Raw genomic sequence first — 16070 nt, 5'->3', positions numbered from 1 at the left:
GATAGAAGAGCTAGAGCATCCGCTAAAGCGCAACGCGCTTTAGCTCACCGCCTCGACCAGCGCCATGCCTTCGCCGCGCCAGTGTCCGGCCCCCACCACGACAATCTGGGTGGGCGCCCCCTGCATTTCAATCTCGGTTCCGGTCGAATCGTTCGGCGGGAACAGCGCACCGCGCGAGATCGACAGCGCGGCGAGCGCGATGCCGAGCGGGAATTGCGTCTCCATGGTGTGACCGAACATCGTGCCGGTCGAGCGCACCGGGAAGTCGGCATGACCCTTCAGGAAGCCGCGCTCTTCCGAGGTCGCAGGCTCGGCGCCGGTCGCCCCCGTGATGATCGCGCCCTTGCCCTCGCGCTTCGGCAGCTTGGCCCAGAGCTTCTCCAGCGTTGCGGCCATGTCGCCGGGCTGCTTGCGGCGGGCGAGGTCGGCGACGACGCTCGACAGCTTCGCGAACGGCTTTGCGCCCCGCGCTTCGGCGTGGGCCTTCGATTCCAGCACCAGGAACGCGCCGGCCGAGCCGAGCGCGAAGCCGGCATGGTCCTTGCGCGCCCACACCGGGGCAAACTTGTCCCTCAGATTGAAGTCGCCGAATTCGTAGAGGACGAGCAAGTCCTTGCGCTCGCCATTATGCGAGCCGCCGACGAGGGCGATATCGCTCTCGCCCGAGGCGATGCGCGCAAGCGCGATGCGGGCGGCATCGGCGCCGGCGACCTCTTCGCCCATGAAGGTGCGCGAGGTGCCGCCAAGACCGTGCACGATGGCGATGTTGCCGGCGAGCAGGTTGGAGAGCTGCGCCAGAAACAGCGTCGGCCTGAGATCGCTCATCAGCCGCTCGTTGAGGAAGCCGGGCGCGTTGGCCCCCTTGGCCTCGGCCGTGAGCACGCCGGTGTCGACATTGAGGTCGCGCTCGCCGCCGCCGGCGGCGATCACCATGTCGATCTTCGACAGGATATCCTTGTTGCCCTTGATGCCGGCGGAGTCGAGCGCGAGGCCGGCAGCATAGGTGCCGATGCGCTGCCACGCTTCCATCTGGCGCTGGTCGCCCTTCTTCGGAATCTGGCTGTCGAAGGAGACGGGCATCAGGGGATGCACGATGTAGGGCGCAAAGCCCTTCTCGTCGACATTGATGCGCTTTTCCTGCAGCGCGGCCCAGTTGGCGTCCAGGCCCTCGCCGAGCGAGGTGGCAAGGCCAATGCCGGTGATCCAGACTTCCGTCTGGCCGGGCTTCGAAGCGGTGTCGGTCATGGCGATACGGCCTGTTGCGGAAAGCCGACGCGTTGCGCGACCGCGTCCATGTATCCGCGCATATCCGAATTGGGGAAGGGGATCAGCGTGAAGGTGAGCGTCGAATTCGCGCGCAGCTTGCCGCCGACCCGGATCTTGGCCTCGGTCATCGCATAGCCCGAGCCCTCATGAGCCACGCTCGCCTCGAGGGTCATCAGGTCGCCCGGAAACACCGAGCCGCGCACCTTGGCCTCCTTCACGGCGGCGAGAATCGGCATGCGCTCGAACTTCAGCACGCCCAGCAGGAGGAAGCCCGAGGCCTGCGCCATCGATTCGATCAGCAGCACGCCGGGCATCAAGGGATAGCCCGGAAAGTGCCCCTCGAAGACGGTGCTCTCCTGGGGAACCTGGGCCTCGACGACAATCTTCTTCTCGTCGACGTTGAGGTCGACGATGCGATCGATCATGTGGAAGTATTCGAGTTGCATGGCCGCCCGATTAGGCGCTCGCGCCCTTGGCGGCAACCAGCTCGTCGATGCGCGCGCACAGGTTCTTCAGCACGAAATATTGTTCGGTGGTCGCCTTGCCGTCGTTGACCTCCTGGGTCCACTTCTCCAGCGGCAGCTTGATGCCGAACTGCTTGTCGATCGCGAAGGCGATATCGAGGAAATCGAGGCTGTCGATGCCGAGGTCATCGATGGCATGGCTATCCGGCGTGATCGTGTCGCGCGGGATGTCGCAGGTTTCAGCGATGATCGTAGCGACCTGATCGAATGTGGAAGACATCACTAAGCCTTTGATATATTGCGGATATTTGTCAGATTTTCCAGAGTGGCGCGAAGGGAGGGCATCGCGCCCCTGATGACGCCCTCAAACCCCCCTCTGGCCGGGTCGAAAGCCCGTATATCGGAGCGCCGCCCTGAGTTCAATGGAGCCGGGCGGGCCCAAGGGGACAGCAAGGGACAGGGCTGGGGATGCCGCCGGCAGGGCTGCCGGCCGCAGGCGGGGCCTAGATGTGGGGCGTCGTGATCTTGGCGCAGTCGCGGCGGCCCATCAGCACGCAATCCTGGGTCCGGCGCAGGTCGGCGATGCTGACCGCGAGCCAGATCCCGATCGCGGTCAGCGCGATGGTGAAGGCGAGCGCGGCGATGTTGGCGAGCATGCGGTGGCGGAATTCGTCCGGCTCGGCGCGGGGCCGCTCGTAGCGCGACAGGTCGAGCGGTTCGGGCGCAACGCGCAGCGGCTGCACGGTGCCGTTGCCCCGGTTGCCCCCCGGGGTGGGCGAGGTGCGCGGCCTGAACTGGAGCACCCGGTGCTCGTCATCCGAGCTTATGGGCCGCTGGGTTTTCATGGGGCGAGGATCACTCCGAAGCAGCGATTTTTAGATAGCACACGTGGTGAAAGCGTTGCAGAAAATCTTCTCAACGCGTACGTGCATTGTGCCTCTTGCACGCCTCCTCGCGAAACCCTGGAGATCGCGGTGCCGGGGCGTCATGCCCTGGTCAGGACGTGCGGGTTGCGTTGCAGCAACGAAAGATGGCGCCGCGTGCAGCCTCGTGAACATCGGCTTGTGATCTCCCGGTGCAGGTCGAACGCATTTACCGGCATGGGACCCATGGCATAATCCAGGGAGCCCGGGCGACCGGTTGCAACGATGTGAGGGGCCCTTCGACCATGACCACGACCAACGCGCGCGAGCCGAGAGTGCATCCGGTGCCGATCCTGTCGCTTCGGCCGACGCAGATGACGGTCGGCATGCGCGAGGTCAAGGAGAAGCGCAAGCGCTGGCGCGAGCACGGCAAGAAGAAGCAAGCCGATCTGCTCGGTACCCACATGATCCCCGTCGTCCACGGACCTGACGAGCGCTATTACGTGATCGACCATCATCATCTCGGCCGCGCGCTGCACGACGAGGGTATCAAGGAGGTGCTGGTGACCGTGGTCGGCGACCTCCGCATGGTCGAGCGCGAAGCGTTTTGGGGCGTGATGGACAACAAGCGCTGGGTCTACCCATACGACTCCAAGGGCGAGCGGCGGCCGTTCCGCGACCTGCCGAAATCGGTCGCCGATCTCAAGGACGATCCCTTCCGCAGCCTTGCCGGCGAGCTCCGCCGCATGGGCGGCTTCGCCAAGGACACGACGCCGTTCTCCGAATTTCTGTGGGCGGACTTTCTGCGCCGAAAGCTGTCGCGCAAGGCGGTGGATGCCAATTTCGACAGGGCGCTGGAGAAGGCCCTGGCCGCGGCCAAGAGCAAGGATGCGGTCTACCTGCCCGGCTGGTGCGGGCCGGCGGACGACGATTGAGCGCAACCGCTCATATCAGTCGCGCTGGAAGATCTTGGCGCCGGGATAAGCGCGCCGCGCATAGGTGACGACCAGCGCCCGGTCCTGGGTGGCCAGGAAGGGCGTTCGGATCCGGCACGATCCGATGATGAGGTGCCACAGACCATTGAGCTTCTGAATGACGACGTTCATTTGCGTAGTCCTCGACGACTCCATATTGAGCAAGCGCTGCATTGAGCAAGCGCTGCCTGTCGCGGCGGGCCCTGCGATTGACGATCGTGATGACGGGGCAAAGCTCCCGGTTTCGCTCACGCCCGCTGCAAAACGACGGCGACTATTGTTAGTTGGTTACGGCATGCGGCCCGATAAGCCGGCTCTCATCACAGCCGCTTGAGCGACATCATTTTCCGCATCGACGAAACCGTCCTGAAACAGAGCCGGCCCATCTATTTGCGGTATCGAGCTCACTCAGGAGGCAGAAATGCGCCGTGTGTTTTTCGCAATTGCCTTGCTCGCCGTCGCCTCAGCAGGAATCTCGGCCTCGTTCGCCGCAGTTCACCACGCCAAGACACTGACATTTGCCGAGCGCTTTGCCCCGGCGCTCGAGTTGATGGCGAAGCAGTAGCGGCCTCGCGCTTCCCAGCCGCGGGCCGTGCAGGGGTGTGATCACTCAGGATCCTGCGGGCCGGGTGAGGAGAGCAGCCGCTCGATCGCCGCGGCGGCCTCGCCGTCGCGCGCTTTTTGCAGCAGCGTATAGCGCTCGGCGCCGGCCGGCAGCTTGCTCGCGGCGGCGCGGGCGTCCCGTGTGAATTTGTTCAAGCGCTCCTGGAGCGAGAGGGGTGGTCGCGTTCGGTTGCGTTTCCTGGTCATGAATTGCCCTTTCCGGTGCAAAGACAACCATGGCCGCGCGAGCACTGTCCTTAACTTTTGTTGGTGCTGCCAACCGACCGCGGGCGTTCCCTCGGGCTCATCGTGCTCGATGAGCGGAAAACTTTAGGAACTGTCGGATTTCGACGGCCGTTAGCTGCAGCAGTCGCCAACGCTGAGCCGCCGATGCCGCGCTTCCATTTCGACATCCACGAGAACGGCCGGGTGTTTCCCGACGAAGACGGCCAGGATCTTGCGAGCGAGAACGACGCGCGCAAGGAGGCGCTCATGACCGGCGCTTCCGTCGCTCGCGACGCCTTCGTCTTGGGCAGTGCGCGGCACGTCGTCGTCGACGTTCGCGAGGAGGGCGCACCGTTCCTGAAGGTGTCGATCACGCTCGATGTCGAGGAAATTTAGGCGTGCGCTGTCGGAGCGCGGCCGGTGCGAACCTGCGGCAGAGCGGCGCATGCGATCTTGACGTATCGCAAAGAGAGGCTGTCGGCGGTGGGTAAGGTGTGCTTGCATGACTGCCGAACCAGCGTTGCGCTCCCGCGGAGGCAAATGGACTCCGGATCATGCCGACCTGGAGACGCCACGATGAGCCTGATCCTTCGCATTCTGTTCGTCCTCGCCGGAGCCATCACCGCGCTGTTCGTCGCGCGGGATGCGCTCAACTTCACCATCATCCAGACCTTCGTCGCCATTCTGCTCGTGACCGCCGTCCTGCTCGCCGGGAGCCTCTGGAGCCTGCGGCGGAAGACGTGAGCGGCAAGACGCGCGCGCGACCGTCCGGACTGAGCGAGGCAGAGGCAAAGGCGCGACTGGAAAAGGACGGCGCCAACGAGCTGCCGCGGCCCGAGCGGCGCAGCTCCTTGCGCATCGTCGTGGAGGTGCTGCGCGAGCCGATGCTGCTGCTGCTGCTTGGTGGTGGGCTGATCTACCTCGTGCTCGGCGATCTCAAGGAAGCGCTGATCCTGCTGGCCTTCGGTGCGATGTCCATCGTGATCACGGTGGTGCAGGAGACCCGGACCGAGCGCGTGCTGGACGCCCTGCGCGACCTGACCAGCCCACGTGCGCTGGTGGTGCGGGACGGTGCGCGCCGGCGAATTCCGGGCCGAGAGGTCGTGCGCGGCGATCTTCTCGTCCTCGGCGAAGGCGATCGGGTTCCCGCCGATGCCGCGCTCGTGGAGGCGCACGATCTGCAACTCGACGAATCCCTGCTCACCGGCGAGTCCGTGCCTGTCCGCAAGCAGGCTGCGGACATGATCGCGGCAGTCGATCACCGGCCCGGCGGCGAGGATCAGCCCTTCGTATATTCCGGCTCGCTCGTCGTGCGCGGCGAGGGGCTGGCGCTGGTCGAGGCGACCGGCCCGCGCAGCGAGATCGGAAAGATCGGACTGTCGTTGCGCGGCTTGCAGGCCGAGCCGCCCCGGCTCCAGCAACAGACCGCAAGGCTGGTGCGGCTCTGCTTCCTCGGCGGCGCCGTGGTCAGCATGGCCGCCGTCGCACTCTATGGCGTCCTGCGCGGGGACTGGCTGCAGGCGCTGCTCGCAGGCATCGCCATCGGTATGTCGATGCTTCCGGAAGAATTCGGCGTCGTGCTCACGGTCTTCATGGCGATGGGAGCGTGGCGGATCTCCCAAGCCCGCGTGCTGACGCGGCGCGCCGCCGCCATCGAGGTTTTGGGGTCTGCGACCGTCCTGTGCACCGACAAGACCGGAACACTGACGCAGAATCGCATGTCCGTCGCCGAGCTGCGGCTGCCCGATGGGGCGCGGATGCGCCCAGCGGCCGGGGAAGATCGCGCCGGACCGGAATTCGCCGAGCTGGTGCGCTGCGGCGCCCTGGCGAGCTCTCCGGAACCGTTCGATCCGATGGAGAAGGCGCTGCACCAGTTCGCGCACGACGCCTTCCAGGACGGCGATGCCATGGATGGCGAGCGGACGCTCGTGCGCACCTACGGTCTGCGCCCCGAACTGCTGGCGATGACCCAGGTCTGGTGGACAGCCGGCCGGGCGGACCTCGTCGCATGCGCCAAGGGTGCGCCCGAGGCGGTTGCGCGGCTGTGCAGGCTGAACGATGCCGGCCAGGAGTCGGTGCGAGATGCCGCCAGCGCGATGGCGAAGGACGGGCTTCGGGTGTTGGGCGTAGCCGTCGCCGTCTGCGACGATGCTTCGCTCCCGCAGTCACAGCAGGCGTTCGCGTTCCGCTTTGTCGGCCTGGTCGGGCTTGCAGATCCGCTGCGGCCCCATGTCCCGGAGGCGGTTCGCGAATGCCGTGCGGCCGGAATTCGCGTCGTCATGATCACGGGCGATTATCCGGCAACGGCCGTTGCCATTGCGAACCAGGCCGGCCTTGACGTCCAGGACGTCATGACCGGCGATCAGGTCAGGCTGGCGGATGATCCGGAGCTCGCACGGCGCGTCAGGCATGTCAGCGTGTTCGCGCGGGTCCTGCCGGAACAGAAGCTGCGCATCGTCCAGGCGATGAAGGCCAATGGCGAGATCGTGGCGATGACCGGCGATGGCGTCAATGACGCGCCATCGCTCAAGGCCGCCCACATCGGCATCGCGATGGGCGGGCGCGGGACCGACGTCGCCCGCGAGGCGTCGTCGATCGTCCTGCTTGACGACGATTTCGGCTCGATCGTGTCGGCCATTCGCCTGGGGCGCCGCATCTATGACAATCTGCGCAAGGCGATGGCCTTCATCTTCGCGGTTCACGTCCCGATCGCCGGACTTGCGCTGCTGCCGCTGGTGTTCGGGCTGCCGCTGATCTTCAGTCCGGTGCACATCGCGTTTCTGGAGCTGATCATCGACCCCGTGTGCTCGCTGGTGTTCGAGGCGGAGCGCGACGAGCGCGATGCGATGACGCGGCCGCCGAGACGGGCCGATGCCGAGCTGTTCTCGTGGGCCCTGGTCGGCTGGAGCGTTCTCCAGGGCGCGCTCGCCTTCGCCCTCACCGCCACCATATTCGTCGGCGCGCTTCGCTCCGGCCTTGCCTCCGACGAGGCGAGGGCGCTGGCCTTCGTGACGCTCGTGGTCTGCTTCGTCGCGCTGGTCCTCGTCAACCGCTCCTTCAGTGCGTCGTTCGCGTCGGCATTCTTCCGGCCAAATCCCGCTCTGGCCTGGATCTTCGCGGCGGTCGCCGCCGTTCTCGCTGCAGCGCTGCTCTGGCCGCCGGCCTCCAGCCTGTTCCGCTTCGGTCCGCTGCATGCCGATGATCTGTTGATCACGCTCGGCGCGGGACTGCTGCTGCTGACGCTGCTCGAATTGCTGAAGCCGCTGTGGGCGCGGCGGTTGCGATTCTAGGTCGCGGCGCCGCAGTATGATCGCGAAGAATGGCGATACATCATCGCCGTTGTCGGTCCGTAATTCATGCAGCTAACGGAAGGCGCGAGCAAGACGGCGACGCTATTTCATTAGAACAGATCCAATCTATATCGATTCCACAGCGCGAACGCCCAAAAATCTTTGATTGTGCATTCGGAGTGTTCGCATGGTCGTCCCCGTAAATTTGGGGACTGGGAATGCTGGAATTTGTGTTTGACGCACGCGCAACGAAGCGCGGGCGCGTGTCGGTCTTGTGCGGTCTTCTCGCGCTTCCTCCCGCCATCGCCTTCGGCGGCAGCGCGCAAGCCCAAAGCGCGAGCGGAGCATCGGATCTTCCGCCCGTCGTGGTCGAGCAAAGCCGCCCAAGCAAACGCCAGGTCACGGCGTCGCGCAGCTCGCGATCGGCGAGCGCCCAGCGCACCCGATCTCGTGCGGCAGGACAGACGCCTCAGGCGGCTTCACAGTCGGCCGCCGCTGCAACGGAACGCGGTACGGATCCGGTGAGGGGTTTTGTACCTGTCGTCAGCTCGGCTGCGATGAAGTCCGACACGCCGATCCTCGAGACACCGCAATCCGTTTCCGTCGTCAGCCGCGATCAGCTCGATGCCCGCTCGGTCACGACGCTGGTCGAAGGATTGCAGTATGTCGCGGGTCTTGCCATCCAGCCGGGCGGCAAGGACCCGCGCTACGACAACGTCTTCATCCGCGGCTTCGAGAACAACGGCTACGGCGCCTATCGCGACGGACTTCGCGAGGTCGGCGATCCCAACTTCTTCTCGCTGTTCCGCAACGAGCCCTACGGTTTCGAGCGGATCGACGTCATCAAGGGACCGAGCTCGGTCATGTACGGGCAGGGCGCGCCTGGCGGCCTCGTCGATGTCATCAGCAAGCGGCCGACCGACAAGGCCTTCGGCGAGATCGTCGGGCAGTTCGGCAATTACGACCGCTATCAAGGCGCTTTCGATTTCGGCGGGCCCGCGACCAAGGACGGGACGCTGCTCTACCGCCTGACCGGCGTGTTCCGCGATTCCGACGCGCAGATCGCCAACTTCTCCAACTTCGTGAAGGACAACCGGACCTATATCGCGCCGGCCGTGACCTGGAAGCCGACCAACGACACGACGTTGACGATTCTCGCCGACTATACCCACGACCTGACCGGAAACGCCTTTCCGCTGTCGATGTTGCATGTGGCGGGTGGGAAGATCACAGGCGTCACCGCGGCACCGCTGTTCCTCGGCGATCCCAGCTACAACAAGTTCGATCAGGAGCAGGAGCGCGTCGGCTACCTGTTCGAGCATCGCTTCAGCAACAATCTGATCTTCGAGTCGAAGACCCGCTACGGCCACAGCGAGCTCGACTATCGTTACCTGACGTTCACCGGAACTCCGCTCGACACTCTCACGATGTTCGGGCGGCGCGCGGTTCGCACGGTGGAGCAGTCCGACTCTCTGTCGACCGACAACCACCTGATCAGCAAGTTCAGCATGGGGCCGCTTCAGCATACGGTGGTCTCCGGCATCGACTATCTGACGCTCGACATGACCAACCGGACCTATTCCGGTGTCGCGCCCTCGCTCAGCCGGATCAATCCGGTCTACGACCAGACCATTGTCGTTCCGACGACGCTGTTCGGTAACTCGTCGAACCAGGCGATCGATCAGGTCGGCGTCTACGTTCAGGACCAGATGAAGCTCCACAACTGGATCTTCACGCTGGGCGGCCGGTACGACGCCTCCGAGCAGAAGACGTTTGCCCTGCTGACGAACAAGACCACCGACACCAGGGACACCGCCTTCAGCAAGCGAGGCTCCGTCTCCTACGTGTTCGATTCCGGAGTGGCTCCCTATTACAGCTATTCGGAAGCGTTCCTGCCGACGCCAGGCACGGATTTCGCGGGCAGTCCGTTCAAGCCGACGACGGCACAGCAGCACGAAGTCGGCGTGAAGTACCAGCCGTCGCGGACCCTGCTGATGACTGTGGCGCTGTTTGATTTGACGCGCCAGAACTCGCTCACGACCGATCCGGCACATCTCAACTTCAACACCCAGCTCGGCGAGGTCAATTCGCGCGGCGTCGAGTTCGAGGTGCTGGCGCAGATCGTGCCGGGGCTGAACCTGGTGGCGACCTATACCAATATGGACGTGAAGGTGACGCAAACCACCGTCGCCGCTGACCTCGGCAAGGTCCCGACGCTGGTGGCCCGCCAGCTCGCATCGGCCTATGTCGACTATACGGTCCAGGGCGGCACATGGGATGGCTGGGGTCTTGGCGGCGGCGTTCGCTACAACGGGCCGACCTTTGCCGACACCACCAACACCATCGTCAACGCGGATTATGTCGTGTTCGATGCCGGCCTGCATTATCGCCAGCCGAAGGGGGTGAACCTGGCTCTGGACGTGAAGAACATCGCCGACCGCGTCACCCTCGCTTGCACGACGAATGGTGGTTGCCAGTACACCAGCCCGCGCACCGTCACGGGTACGCTCAGCTATCGCTGGTAGACGCATGGTTCAGGCACGCACGATCCGGCTCTGGTCCCGCATTCACACCTGGACGTCGCTGGTGTGCATGCTGTTCCTGCTGATGCTGTGCGTGACGGGGCTGCCGCTGGTCTTTCACGACGAGATCGACGATCTGCTCGAGGACGAGATCGCGGCGCCCGCGATGCCGCAAGGAACGCCGCGTCTCTCGCTCGACCGGATGATCGCGGCGGCGCAGGCGCGCTTTCCCGGCCAGTACGTCCTGCTGCTCAATCTGAAGCAGACCGAGCCGCTGGTGACTGTCGCGGTGTCTCCGACCGCTGTCCCGGCGCCCGGGAATTTCCATCGCCTGACTCTCGATGCGCGTACGGCCGAGGTGCTCGGAGAGGAGGCTCCGCATCAGGACGTCATGGACATCGTGTTGCGGATTCACAAGGACATGTTCGCAGGGCTCCCCGGCGAGCTCTTTCTCGGGGCGATGGGTCTTGTGTTCGCGATGTCGATCATATCCGGTGTGGTGGTCTATTGGCCGTTCATGCGGCGGCTGGATTTCGGCACGATCCGCCGGCGGACGTCGCCCCGCGTCAAATGGCTCGACACTCATAATCTCCTCGGCATCGTCACCGTGACTTGGACGATGGTGGTGGGCCTCACCGGCATGATCAACACGCTGGCGACGCCGCTGTTCGACCTGTGGCGGGCGCAGCTCATTCCCGTGTTGCTGGCGCCTCATCTGGGCAAGCCCGTGGCTCCGATCCCGTCGGTTCAGGCCGCGGTCGAACTCGTCCGTGCGAGATTTCCGGATCGCCTCGTCACCTCGGTGACGATGCCGACGTCGGCGCGCTTCGGCAGCCCGCAGCACCTCGTCGTCTGGACCAAGGGCGCGACGCCCTTCACGGCGCGCACGCTCCAGCCGATGCTGGTCGACGCCAATGACGGCAAGACGATCGTCGCGCCCGAAGTGCCATGGTATCTGAAGACGCTTCAGGTCTCGCGTCCGCTGCATTTCGGCGACTATGGCGGGCTTCCGCTGAAGATCGTCTGGGCGGTCCTGGACGTGATGACGATCATCGTCCTCGCCAGTGGAATCTATCTCTGGGCGGCGAGGAGAAGGTCGTCGGCCCGCCGCAAGCCGATCGACGCAGGCCGGACCGAAGCAGTCGGTGCCTAGTCCCATGCTCCCATCCGTTTCCAAGGCGGACGTTCCGAACCGGGTCCGGCACCATAGAAGTGCCTGGGATGTGTTCCGGGTGCCGCTCCTCGTCGGCTTGGTCTGCGCCGCGGGACTCGGTCTGGCGCTCGTTGGAGATGGGATCTGGGATGGCCTGTCCTGGCTGGCACTTTCGTTGCCGGTCGCGCTTGCGGTCTTCTACTGGCGCCGCGCAGGTCGCTCGCACTGACTGAACCGTCGAACGGGTTGCTACGGGTGCCGCTCTTCCGGGCCGCTGCCGACGTCATGCGTCTCGTCCCTGCCGCCGAGCATGCGGTGCAGCCAACGCTCGATGCGGCGGCCGATGGTGAGCAGCACGAAGGCCAGTGTCAGCGCGACGGCGACGATCTTCCATTGGCCGACGCCGCAGGCGATGCCGAGACAGGCGGCGAGGAAGGTGCAGGCGGCGCTGGTCAGGCCGCGGACGCGGAACCTCTCGCTTTCGTGGACGATGACGCCGGCACCAAGGAAGCCGATGCCGGTGAGGATGCCCTGGATGACGCGGCTCGCCGCATCGGTGATCTTGCCGGCCTCGGCGAACTGCACGGCCAGCAATACGACGGTCGCGGTCGAGAGTCCGACGATGCCGAGCGTCTTCAGCCCGATCGGCTTGCCCTGCAGGTCGCGGTTGAGCCCGATCGCGCCGCCGGCGAGCGTCGCAACGCCGAGGCGCAGCAGCACATCGGGCCAATCAAGCTCGGTCATTTTTTCGGCAGGCGTCCCATCAGATAGAATTCCTCGTTCGGCCGCATGCCCGTGAAATTCGCCAGCCGGTTCGACAGCGCGAAGAACGCGGAGATCGCGGCGATGTCCCAGATGTCGTCGTCGCTGAAGCCGTGCGGCTGGAGCGCGGCGAAATCCTCCTCCGAGACGCGCTGCGCATCGGCCGAGACCTTCATCGCAAAATCGAGCATCGCCTTCTGGCGCGGCGTGATGTCGGCCTTGCGGTAGTTCACCGCGACCTGGTCGGCGATCAGCGGATTCTTGGCGCGGATGCGCAGGATCGCGCCATGCGCGATCACGCAATACTGGCACTGGTTGGCGGCCGAGGTCGCCACCACGATCATCTCGCGCTCGGCTTTGGTCAGGCCGCCGTCCTTCTCCATCAGCGCGTCGTGATAGGCGAAGAACGCGCGGAACTCGTCAGGGCGATAGGCCAAAGTGAGGAACACGTTCGGCACGAAGCCGCTCTTCTCCTGCACGGCGAGGAGACGGGTGCGGATGTCCTCGGGAAGCGTGTCGAGAGCGGGAGCGGGGAAGCGTTGCGCTGCGGCTTTTGTCATGTGCATGGATTCCGGCTGGGGGCCGGCCACCATAGTCGATGCGGGCGGCGGCCTCAACGTGCCGCGGTATGCCAGGGGCGCGTGCCACACACTCGCGTCATCGCCCGATTTAATCGGGCGATCCAGTATTCCAGAGGCGTTAGTGATCGAGCAGAGAGGCTGCGGCGTACTGGATGCCCCGGTCAAGCCGGGGCATGACAGTGTGCTTGGAGCGCGAGCGTTGCCTTACCGCAGCGGCTTCTTCAGCAGCGAGAAGCGGTCGGGATCGAGCCCCATCGACGGCTGCAGCATCGGGGCTTCGAGGCTGGACATCGTCTTCGTGGGCGGAGCCGAGAACACCGGATCGTTCGGAGAGGAATCGCGCTGCGAGGTGGCGCCGCGCCAGCGTTCGAGCACGGCGCTGACGAAATGCATGTCGTGACCGGCGGTGACCGACGGTACGCTGCTGATGGTGGCTTCGCCGCGCGGCAATTGGTGCGGCGGCACCTCCTTGAAGCGCAACCGGGTCGGCAACGCGACGCCTTCACCGAACGCCAGCACCTCGCGGGTGCCGAGCGAGGGCACGAAGGACAAGAGGTTCGCGGCCGCGTCCGATACCGCGGCGCGCAGCAGCGCCTGGTCGCGGTCGTTGGCAAGACGCATCGTGAACAGCGTGTTGCACTGGGAGATGATGGTGGCGTCGAGTTCGGCCGGACGCTGGGTGATCAGCCCGAGATAGACGCCGTATTTGCGGCCTTCCTTGGCGATGCGCGACACCGCCTTGCGGGTCGGGCCGAAGCCGATATTGCGGTCGGCTGAGGCGTAGCGGTGCGCTTCCTCGCAGACGAACAGCAGCGGCGAGACGCCGTCGCTCCACAGGCCGAAATCGAAGGCCATGCGGCACAGCACCGAGACGACGGAATCGATGACTTCGGCCGGGAAGCCGGCGAGCTGCATCACCGTCATCGGCTTGCCGTTGGCGGGCAGGCGGAACAGATGGCTGATCACCTCGGCCATGGTGTCGCCGCCGACATTGGCGTTGTCGAACATGAAGGCGTAGCGCGGGTCGTTGCGCACCGCTTCGATGCGCGAGATCAGCTTGTGATAGATGATGCGCGAAGAGCGGTTCTCGAGCTTGCCCATGCGCTCGTCGATCAGCGACAACAGGTCGACGAGGCGGTACGGCACCGGCGTGTCGACGGTGTAGCCGACCTGCTTGGGATCGATGCGCTTCAGACCGATGCGGTCGGCGTTCTGGTACTGGGTATAGACGCCCTTGGCGAGCGGGATCACCTCGGCGAGGATATCGAGCTCCTCGGGCACGCCGGGGCGGCCCGCGAACAGCACGTCGACGATTTCCTCGAAGTTGAACAGCCAGAACGGCAGCTTCAGGTTCCGCGGGTTCAGCACGAGCGCGCGGTCGCCGAAGCAGCGGCCATATTCGTTGTGGACGTCGAGCAGGAAGATGCGCAGGTTCGGCCGCGCCTTCAGGATCTCGTTGAGCAGCAGCGAGACGCCGGTCGATTTGCCGACGCCGGTCGAACCCAGCACGGCAAAATGCTTGGACAGCATTTCCTCGACGTCGACATAGGCGACGACGGAGCGGTCCTGCTGGAGGAAGCCGACATTGATCTGGTCCGAACCGGTTGGCGCGTAGATCGTGCGCAGCTCCTGGCTCGTGATCAGTTCGACCGCATCGCCGATGGTCGGATAGTTGGTGACGCCGCGCTGGAATTTGGCCTTGTCGGAGGCGTTGAGAATCTCGCCGAGCAGGTCGACCGAGGCGATCGCGATGTAATTGTCCGCGCCCGACAGGTTCTCGCAGGAGACCTCGGTGATCATCGCGACGATGACCGAGCTGGCGCAGCGAATGCTGACGAAGCGGCCGACGGTGGCCCGAACCTCCGAGATCGGCATCTGGCTGGTCGCCAGAAGCCCGACCCGGGCGAGCGATCCACGTACCGAAATCACGCGTCCAAAGGATGTCACGATGAATGAACCCGGCAAGAGCGAGGAATTTGTTCCAGACTATGCGTGGCCGTCGCTGGACAAACGGTTAAACGCCGGGCGCGCCCGCTCCGTTAAATCCGCGGTAATTCGGTCGCAAGCTTTGTCGCAAATGCAAATTTTGGGGTCGAAACGCCGGGAAAATACTGCATTTCGAGGCCGGGGATGGGCGAGGCGGTCTTAAGGAAGATTTTACCATCCGGGCAGGCTGACGTCCGTCGGGAGGACCCACGCGAGCAGCCGGGGCCATTCGCAAGGGGCGCCGCGGTTCATTTGTTGACGGGACCTAATCATTTGTACATTAGTACAAATGAAATCGTAACCATCGCTGCCGCGCAGGGGCGCCCCTCGTTGTGCCCCAATGAATGGCACCGTCGGTCAGGCGGAAAAGCAGCCACGCCTTACTGGACAAGCCCTGGAGGAAATCATGCAGCCCGAACCGATCCTCGATCTCGCCCATCTCGGCCATATGGAACTGCTGACGCCGAAGCCCGACGAGAGCCTGAAATTCTTCGTCGACGTGATGGGGATGACCGTCAGCGGGCAGAAAGGGGACTCGGTCTACCTGCGCGGCTGGGACGATTACGAGCGCTATTCGCTCAAGCTCACGGCGTCGAAGACGTCAGGCATGGAGCACATGGCGCTGCGCGCGCGCAGCCAGCAGGCGCTGGAGCGCCGTGTTGCGGCGCTGAAAGGATCCGGCTTCGACATCGGCTGGATCGACGGCGACATGGGGCAGGGGCCGACCTTCCGCTGCCGCGACCCTGATGGGCACATCGTCGAGCTCTATTACGAGACCGAATGGTATCAGGCGCCGCCGGAGCTCAAGCCCGCGCTGAAGAACCAGGCGCAGCGTTTTCCCGCGCGCGGCGTCAATGTCCGCCGGCTCGACCACCTCAACTGCCTCGCCGTCGACATCAAGGCCAACCGCGAGTTCTTCGAGAACTATCTCGGCTGCCGGCTCACCGAGCAGATCGTGCTCAACGACGGCCGGGAAGCTGCGATGTGGCTGACGATGTCGAACAAGAGCTACGACTTCGCCTATTCGCTCGACCATTCCGGCACGCCCGGCCGCTTCCACCACGTCACCTACGCGCTCGACAGCCGCGAGGAGATTCTTCGCGCCGCAGATATTTTCCTTGAGAATGGCGTGCATATCGAGACCGGCCCGCACAAGCACGCGATCCAGCAGACCTTCTTCCTCTACGTCTACGAGCCCGGCGGCAACCGCGTCGAGGTCGCCAATGCCGGCGCGCGCCTGATCCTCGCGCCCGATTGGAAGCCGATCGTGTGGACCGAGGAGGAGCGCAAGAAGGGCCAGGCCTGGGGATTGAAGACGATCGAGTCCTTCCACACCCACGGCACACCCCCGGTGGAGGTGAAGAAGCACGGCTGATTGCAC

The 16070-nt window shown here is 64.8% G+C and carries 17 protein-coding genes; 8 read left to right on the top strand and 9 right to left on the bottom strand.

Going from position 1 to position 16070, the window contains the following annotated elements:
• Positions 1–39: 39 nt before the first annotated feature.
• The 4 genes from XH79_RS01090 to XH79_RS01075 form a co-directional block, all read right to left on the bottom strand.
• A complete protein-coding gene (locus XH79_RS01090; protein WP_271580327.1) occupies positions 40–1245 on the bottom strand; it encodes a beta-ketoacyl-ACP synthase in 1206 nt (401 codons plus the stop codon).
• Positions 1242–1712 (bottom strand): 3-hydroxyacyl-ACP dehydratase FabZ family protein, encoded by a 471-nt coding sequence (locus tag XH79_RS01085; protein WP_212338905.1) that lies wholly within the window; start codon positions 1710–1712, stop codon positions 1242–1244. The genes XH79_RS01090 and XH79_RS01085 overlap by 4 nt, the downstream gene beginning before the upstream one ends.
• Positions 1713–1722: 10 nt before the next feature.
• On the bottom strand, positions 1723–2010 hold the full coding sequence (locus XH79_RS01080; RefSeq protein WP_007592476.1) for an acyl carrier protein: 288 nt from the start codon (positions 2008–2010) through the stop codon (positions 1723–1725).
• Between the two features lie 223 nt (positions 2011–2233).
• Positions 2234–2575 (bottom strand): hypothetical protein, encoded by a 342-nt coding sequence (locus XH79_RS01075; RefSeq protein WP_212338908.1) that lies wholly within the window; start codon positions 2573–2575, stop codon positions 2234–2236.
• 323 nt (positions 2576–2898) lie between these two features.
• Between XH79_RS01075 and XH79_RS01070 the strand changes: the two genes are divergently transcribed.
• On the top strand, positions 2899–3528 hold the full coding sequence (locus tag XH79_RS01070; protein ID WP_271580326.1) for a ParB-like protein: 630 nt from the start codon (positions 2899–2901) through the stop codon (positions 3526–3528).
• Positions 3529–3543: 15 nt separating this feature from the next.
• Here XH79_RS01070 and XH79_RS01065 read toward each other — a convergent pair whose 3' ends face one another.
• A complete protein-coding gene (locus XH79_RS01065; RefSeq protein ID WP_212338915.1) occupies positions 3544–3699 on the bottom strand; it encodes a hypothetical protein in 156 nt (51 codons plus the stop codon).
• Positions 3700–3988: 289 nt separating this feature from the next.
• Between XH79_RS01065 and XH79_RS01060 the strand changes: the two genes are divergently transcribed.
• Complete coding sequence (locus tag XH79_RS01060) at positions 3989–4132, top strand: hypothetical protein (protein ID WP_212338917.1); 144 nt, start codon at positions 3989–3991, stop codon at positions 4130–4132.
• Between the two features lie 41 nt (positions 4133–4173).
• Here the strand turns inward: XH79_RS01060 and XH79_RS01055 are convergent, their stop codons facing one another.
• Positions 4174–4326, bottom strand: coding sequence for a hypothetical protein (locus XH79_RS01055; protein WP_245003535.1), 153 nt, complete (start codon positions 4324–4326; stop codon positions 4174–4176).
• A 234-nt stretch (positions 4327–4560) separates the two neighbouring features.
• On the opposite strand from XH79_RS01055, the gene XH79_RS01050 reads away from it, so the two are divergent.
• From XH79_RS01050 to XH79_RS01030, 5 genes are all read left to right on the top strand, one after another.
• A complete protein-coding gene (locus tag XH79_RS01050) occupies positions 4561–4791 on the top strand; it encodes a DUF6894 family protein (protein WP_212338925.1) in 231 nt (76 codons plus the stop codon).
• Positions 4792–4971: 180 nt separating this feature from the next.
• Positions 4972–5139: a hypothetical protein gene (locus XH79_RS01045; protein WP_165405372.1), complete on the top strand. Its 168-nt coding sequence runs from the start codon at positions 4972–4974 to the stop codon at positions 5137–5139.
• Entirely contained in the window at positions 5136–7685 is a 2550-nt protein-coding gene (locus tag XH79_RS01040) for an HAD-IC family P-type ATPase (RefSeq protein WP_271580325.1), read from the top strand. Before XH79_RS01045 ends, XH79_RS01040 begins: the two co-directional genes overlap by 4 nt.
• 557 nt (positions 7686–8242) lie before the next feature.
• A complete protein-coding gene (locus XH79_RS01035) occupies positions 8243–10210 on the top strand; it encodes a TonB-dependent siderophore receptor (protein ID WP_271580324.1) in 1968 nt (655 codons plus the stop codon).
• 4 nt (positions 10211–10214) lie between these two features.
• Positions 10215–11360, top strand: coding sequence for a PepSY-associated TM helix domain-containing protein (locus XH79_RS01030; protein ID WP_271580323.1), 1146 nt, complete (start codon positions 10215–10217; stop codon positions 11358–11360).
• A gap of 249 nt (positions 11361–11609) precedes the next feature.
• On the opposite strand, the gene XH79_RS01020 is transcribed toward XH79_RS01030, so the two are convergent.
• From XH79_RS01020 to XH79_RS01010, 3 genes are all read right to left on the bottom strand, one after another.
• Complete coding sequence (locus XH79_RS01020) at positions 11610–12104, bottom strand: MgtC/SapB family protein (protein ID WP_212338938.1); 495 nt, start codon at positions 12102–12104, stop codon at positions 11610–11612.
• A complete protein-coding gene (locus XH79_RS01015; protein ID WP_271580322.1) occupies positions 12101–12682 on the bottom strand; it encodes a peroxidase-related enzyme in 582 nt (193 codons plus the stop codon). Before XH79_RS01015 ends, XH79_RS01020 begins: the two co-directional genes overlap by 4 nt.
• Before the next feature lie 225 nt (positions 12683–12907).
• Positions 12908–14650, bottom strand: coding sequence for an ATP-binding protein (locus XH79_RS01010; protein ID WP_271580321.1), 1743 nt, complete (start codon positions 14648–14650; stop codon positions 12908–12910).
• A 445-nt stretch (positions 14651–15095) separates the two neighbouring features.
• Between XH79_RS01010 and XH79_RS01005 the strand changes: the two genes are divergently transcribed.
• Positions 15096–16064: a catechol 2,3-dioxygenase gene (locus XH79_RS01005; protein ID WP_271580320.1), complete on the top strand. Its 969-nt coding sequence runs from the start codon at positions 15096–15098 to the stop codon at positions 16062–16064.
• Positions 16065–16070: the final 6 nt, after the last annotated feature.

The organism is Bradyrhizobium sp. CCBAU 45389, from assembly GCF_028128625.1.
Lineage (GTDB): Bacteria > Pseudomonadota > Alphaproteobacteria > Rhizobiales > Xanthobacteraceae > Bradyrhizobium > Bradyrhizobium liaoningense_B.
The sequence above is the reverse complement of the archived record's forward strand: the minus strand, read 5'-3'. Positions and strand labels throughout refer to the sequence as shown.

Coding starts and splice junctions, on each gene's coding strand:
- XH79_RS01090 (WP_271580327.1), bottom strand. CDS start 1,245: ATGACCGACACCGCTTCGAAGCCCGGCCAGACGGAAGTCTGGATCACC.
- XH79_RS01085 (WP_212338905.1), bottom strand. CDS start 1,712: ATGCAACTCGAATACTTCCACATGATCGATCGCATCGTCGACCTCAAC.
- XH79_RS01080 (WP_007592476.1), bottom strand. CDS start 2,010: ATGTCTTCCACATTCGATCAGGTCGCTACGATCATCGCTGAAACCTGC.
- XH79_RS01075 (WP_212338908.1), bottom strand. CDS start 2,575: ATGAAAACCCAGCGGCCCATAAGCTCGGATGACGAGCACCGGGTGCTC.
- XH79_RS01070 (WP_271580326.1), top strand. CDS start 2,899: ATGACCACGACCAACGCGCGCGAGCCGAGAGTGCATCCGGTGCCGATC.
- XH79_RS01065 (WP_212338915.1), bottom strand. CDS start 3,699: ATGAACGTCGTCATTCAGAAGCTCAATGGTCTGTGGCACCTCATCATC.
- XH79_RS01060 (WP_212338917.1), top strand. CDS start 3,989: ATGCGCCGTGTGTTTTTCGCAATTGCCTTGCTCGCCGTCGCCTCAGCA.
- XH79_RS01050 (WP_212338925.1), top strand. CDS start 4,561: ATGCCGCGCTTCCATTTCGACATCCACGAGAACGGCCGGGTGTTTCCC.
- XH79_RS01045 (WP_165405372.1), top strand. CDS start 4,972: ATGAGCCTGATCCTTCGCATTCTGTTCGTCCTCGCCGGAGCCATCACC.
- XH79_RS01035 (WP_271580324.1), top strand. CDS start 8,243: ATGAAGTCCGACACGCCGATCCTCGAGACACCGCAATCCGTTTCCGTC.
- XH79_RS01030 (WP_271580323.1), top strand. CDS start 10,215: ATGGTTCAGGCACGCACGATCCGGCTCTGGTCCCGCATTCACACCTGG.
- XH79_RS01020 (WP_212338938.1), bottom strand. CDS start 12,104: ATGACCGAGCTTGATTGGCCCGATGTGCTGCTGCGCCTCGGCGTTGCG.
- XH79_RS01015 (WP_271580322.1), bottom strand. CDS start 12,682: ATGACAAAAGCCGCAGCGCAACGCTTCCCCGCTCCCGCTCTCGACACG.
- XH79_RS01005 (WP_271580320.1), top strand. CDS start 15,096: ATGCAGCCCGAACCGATCCTCGATCTCGCCCATCTCGGCCATATGGAA.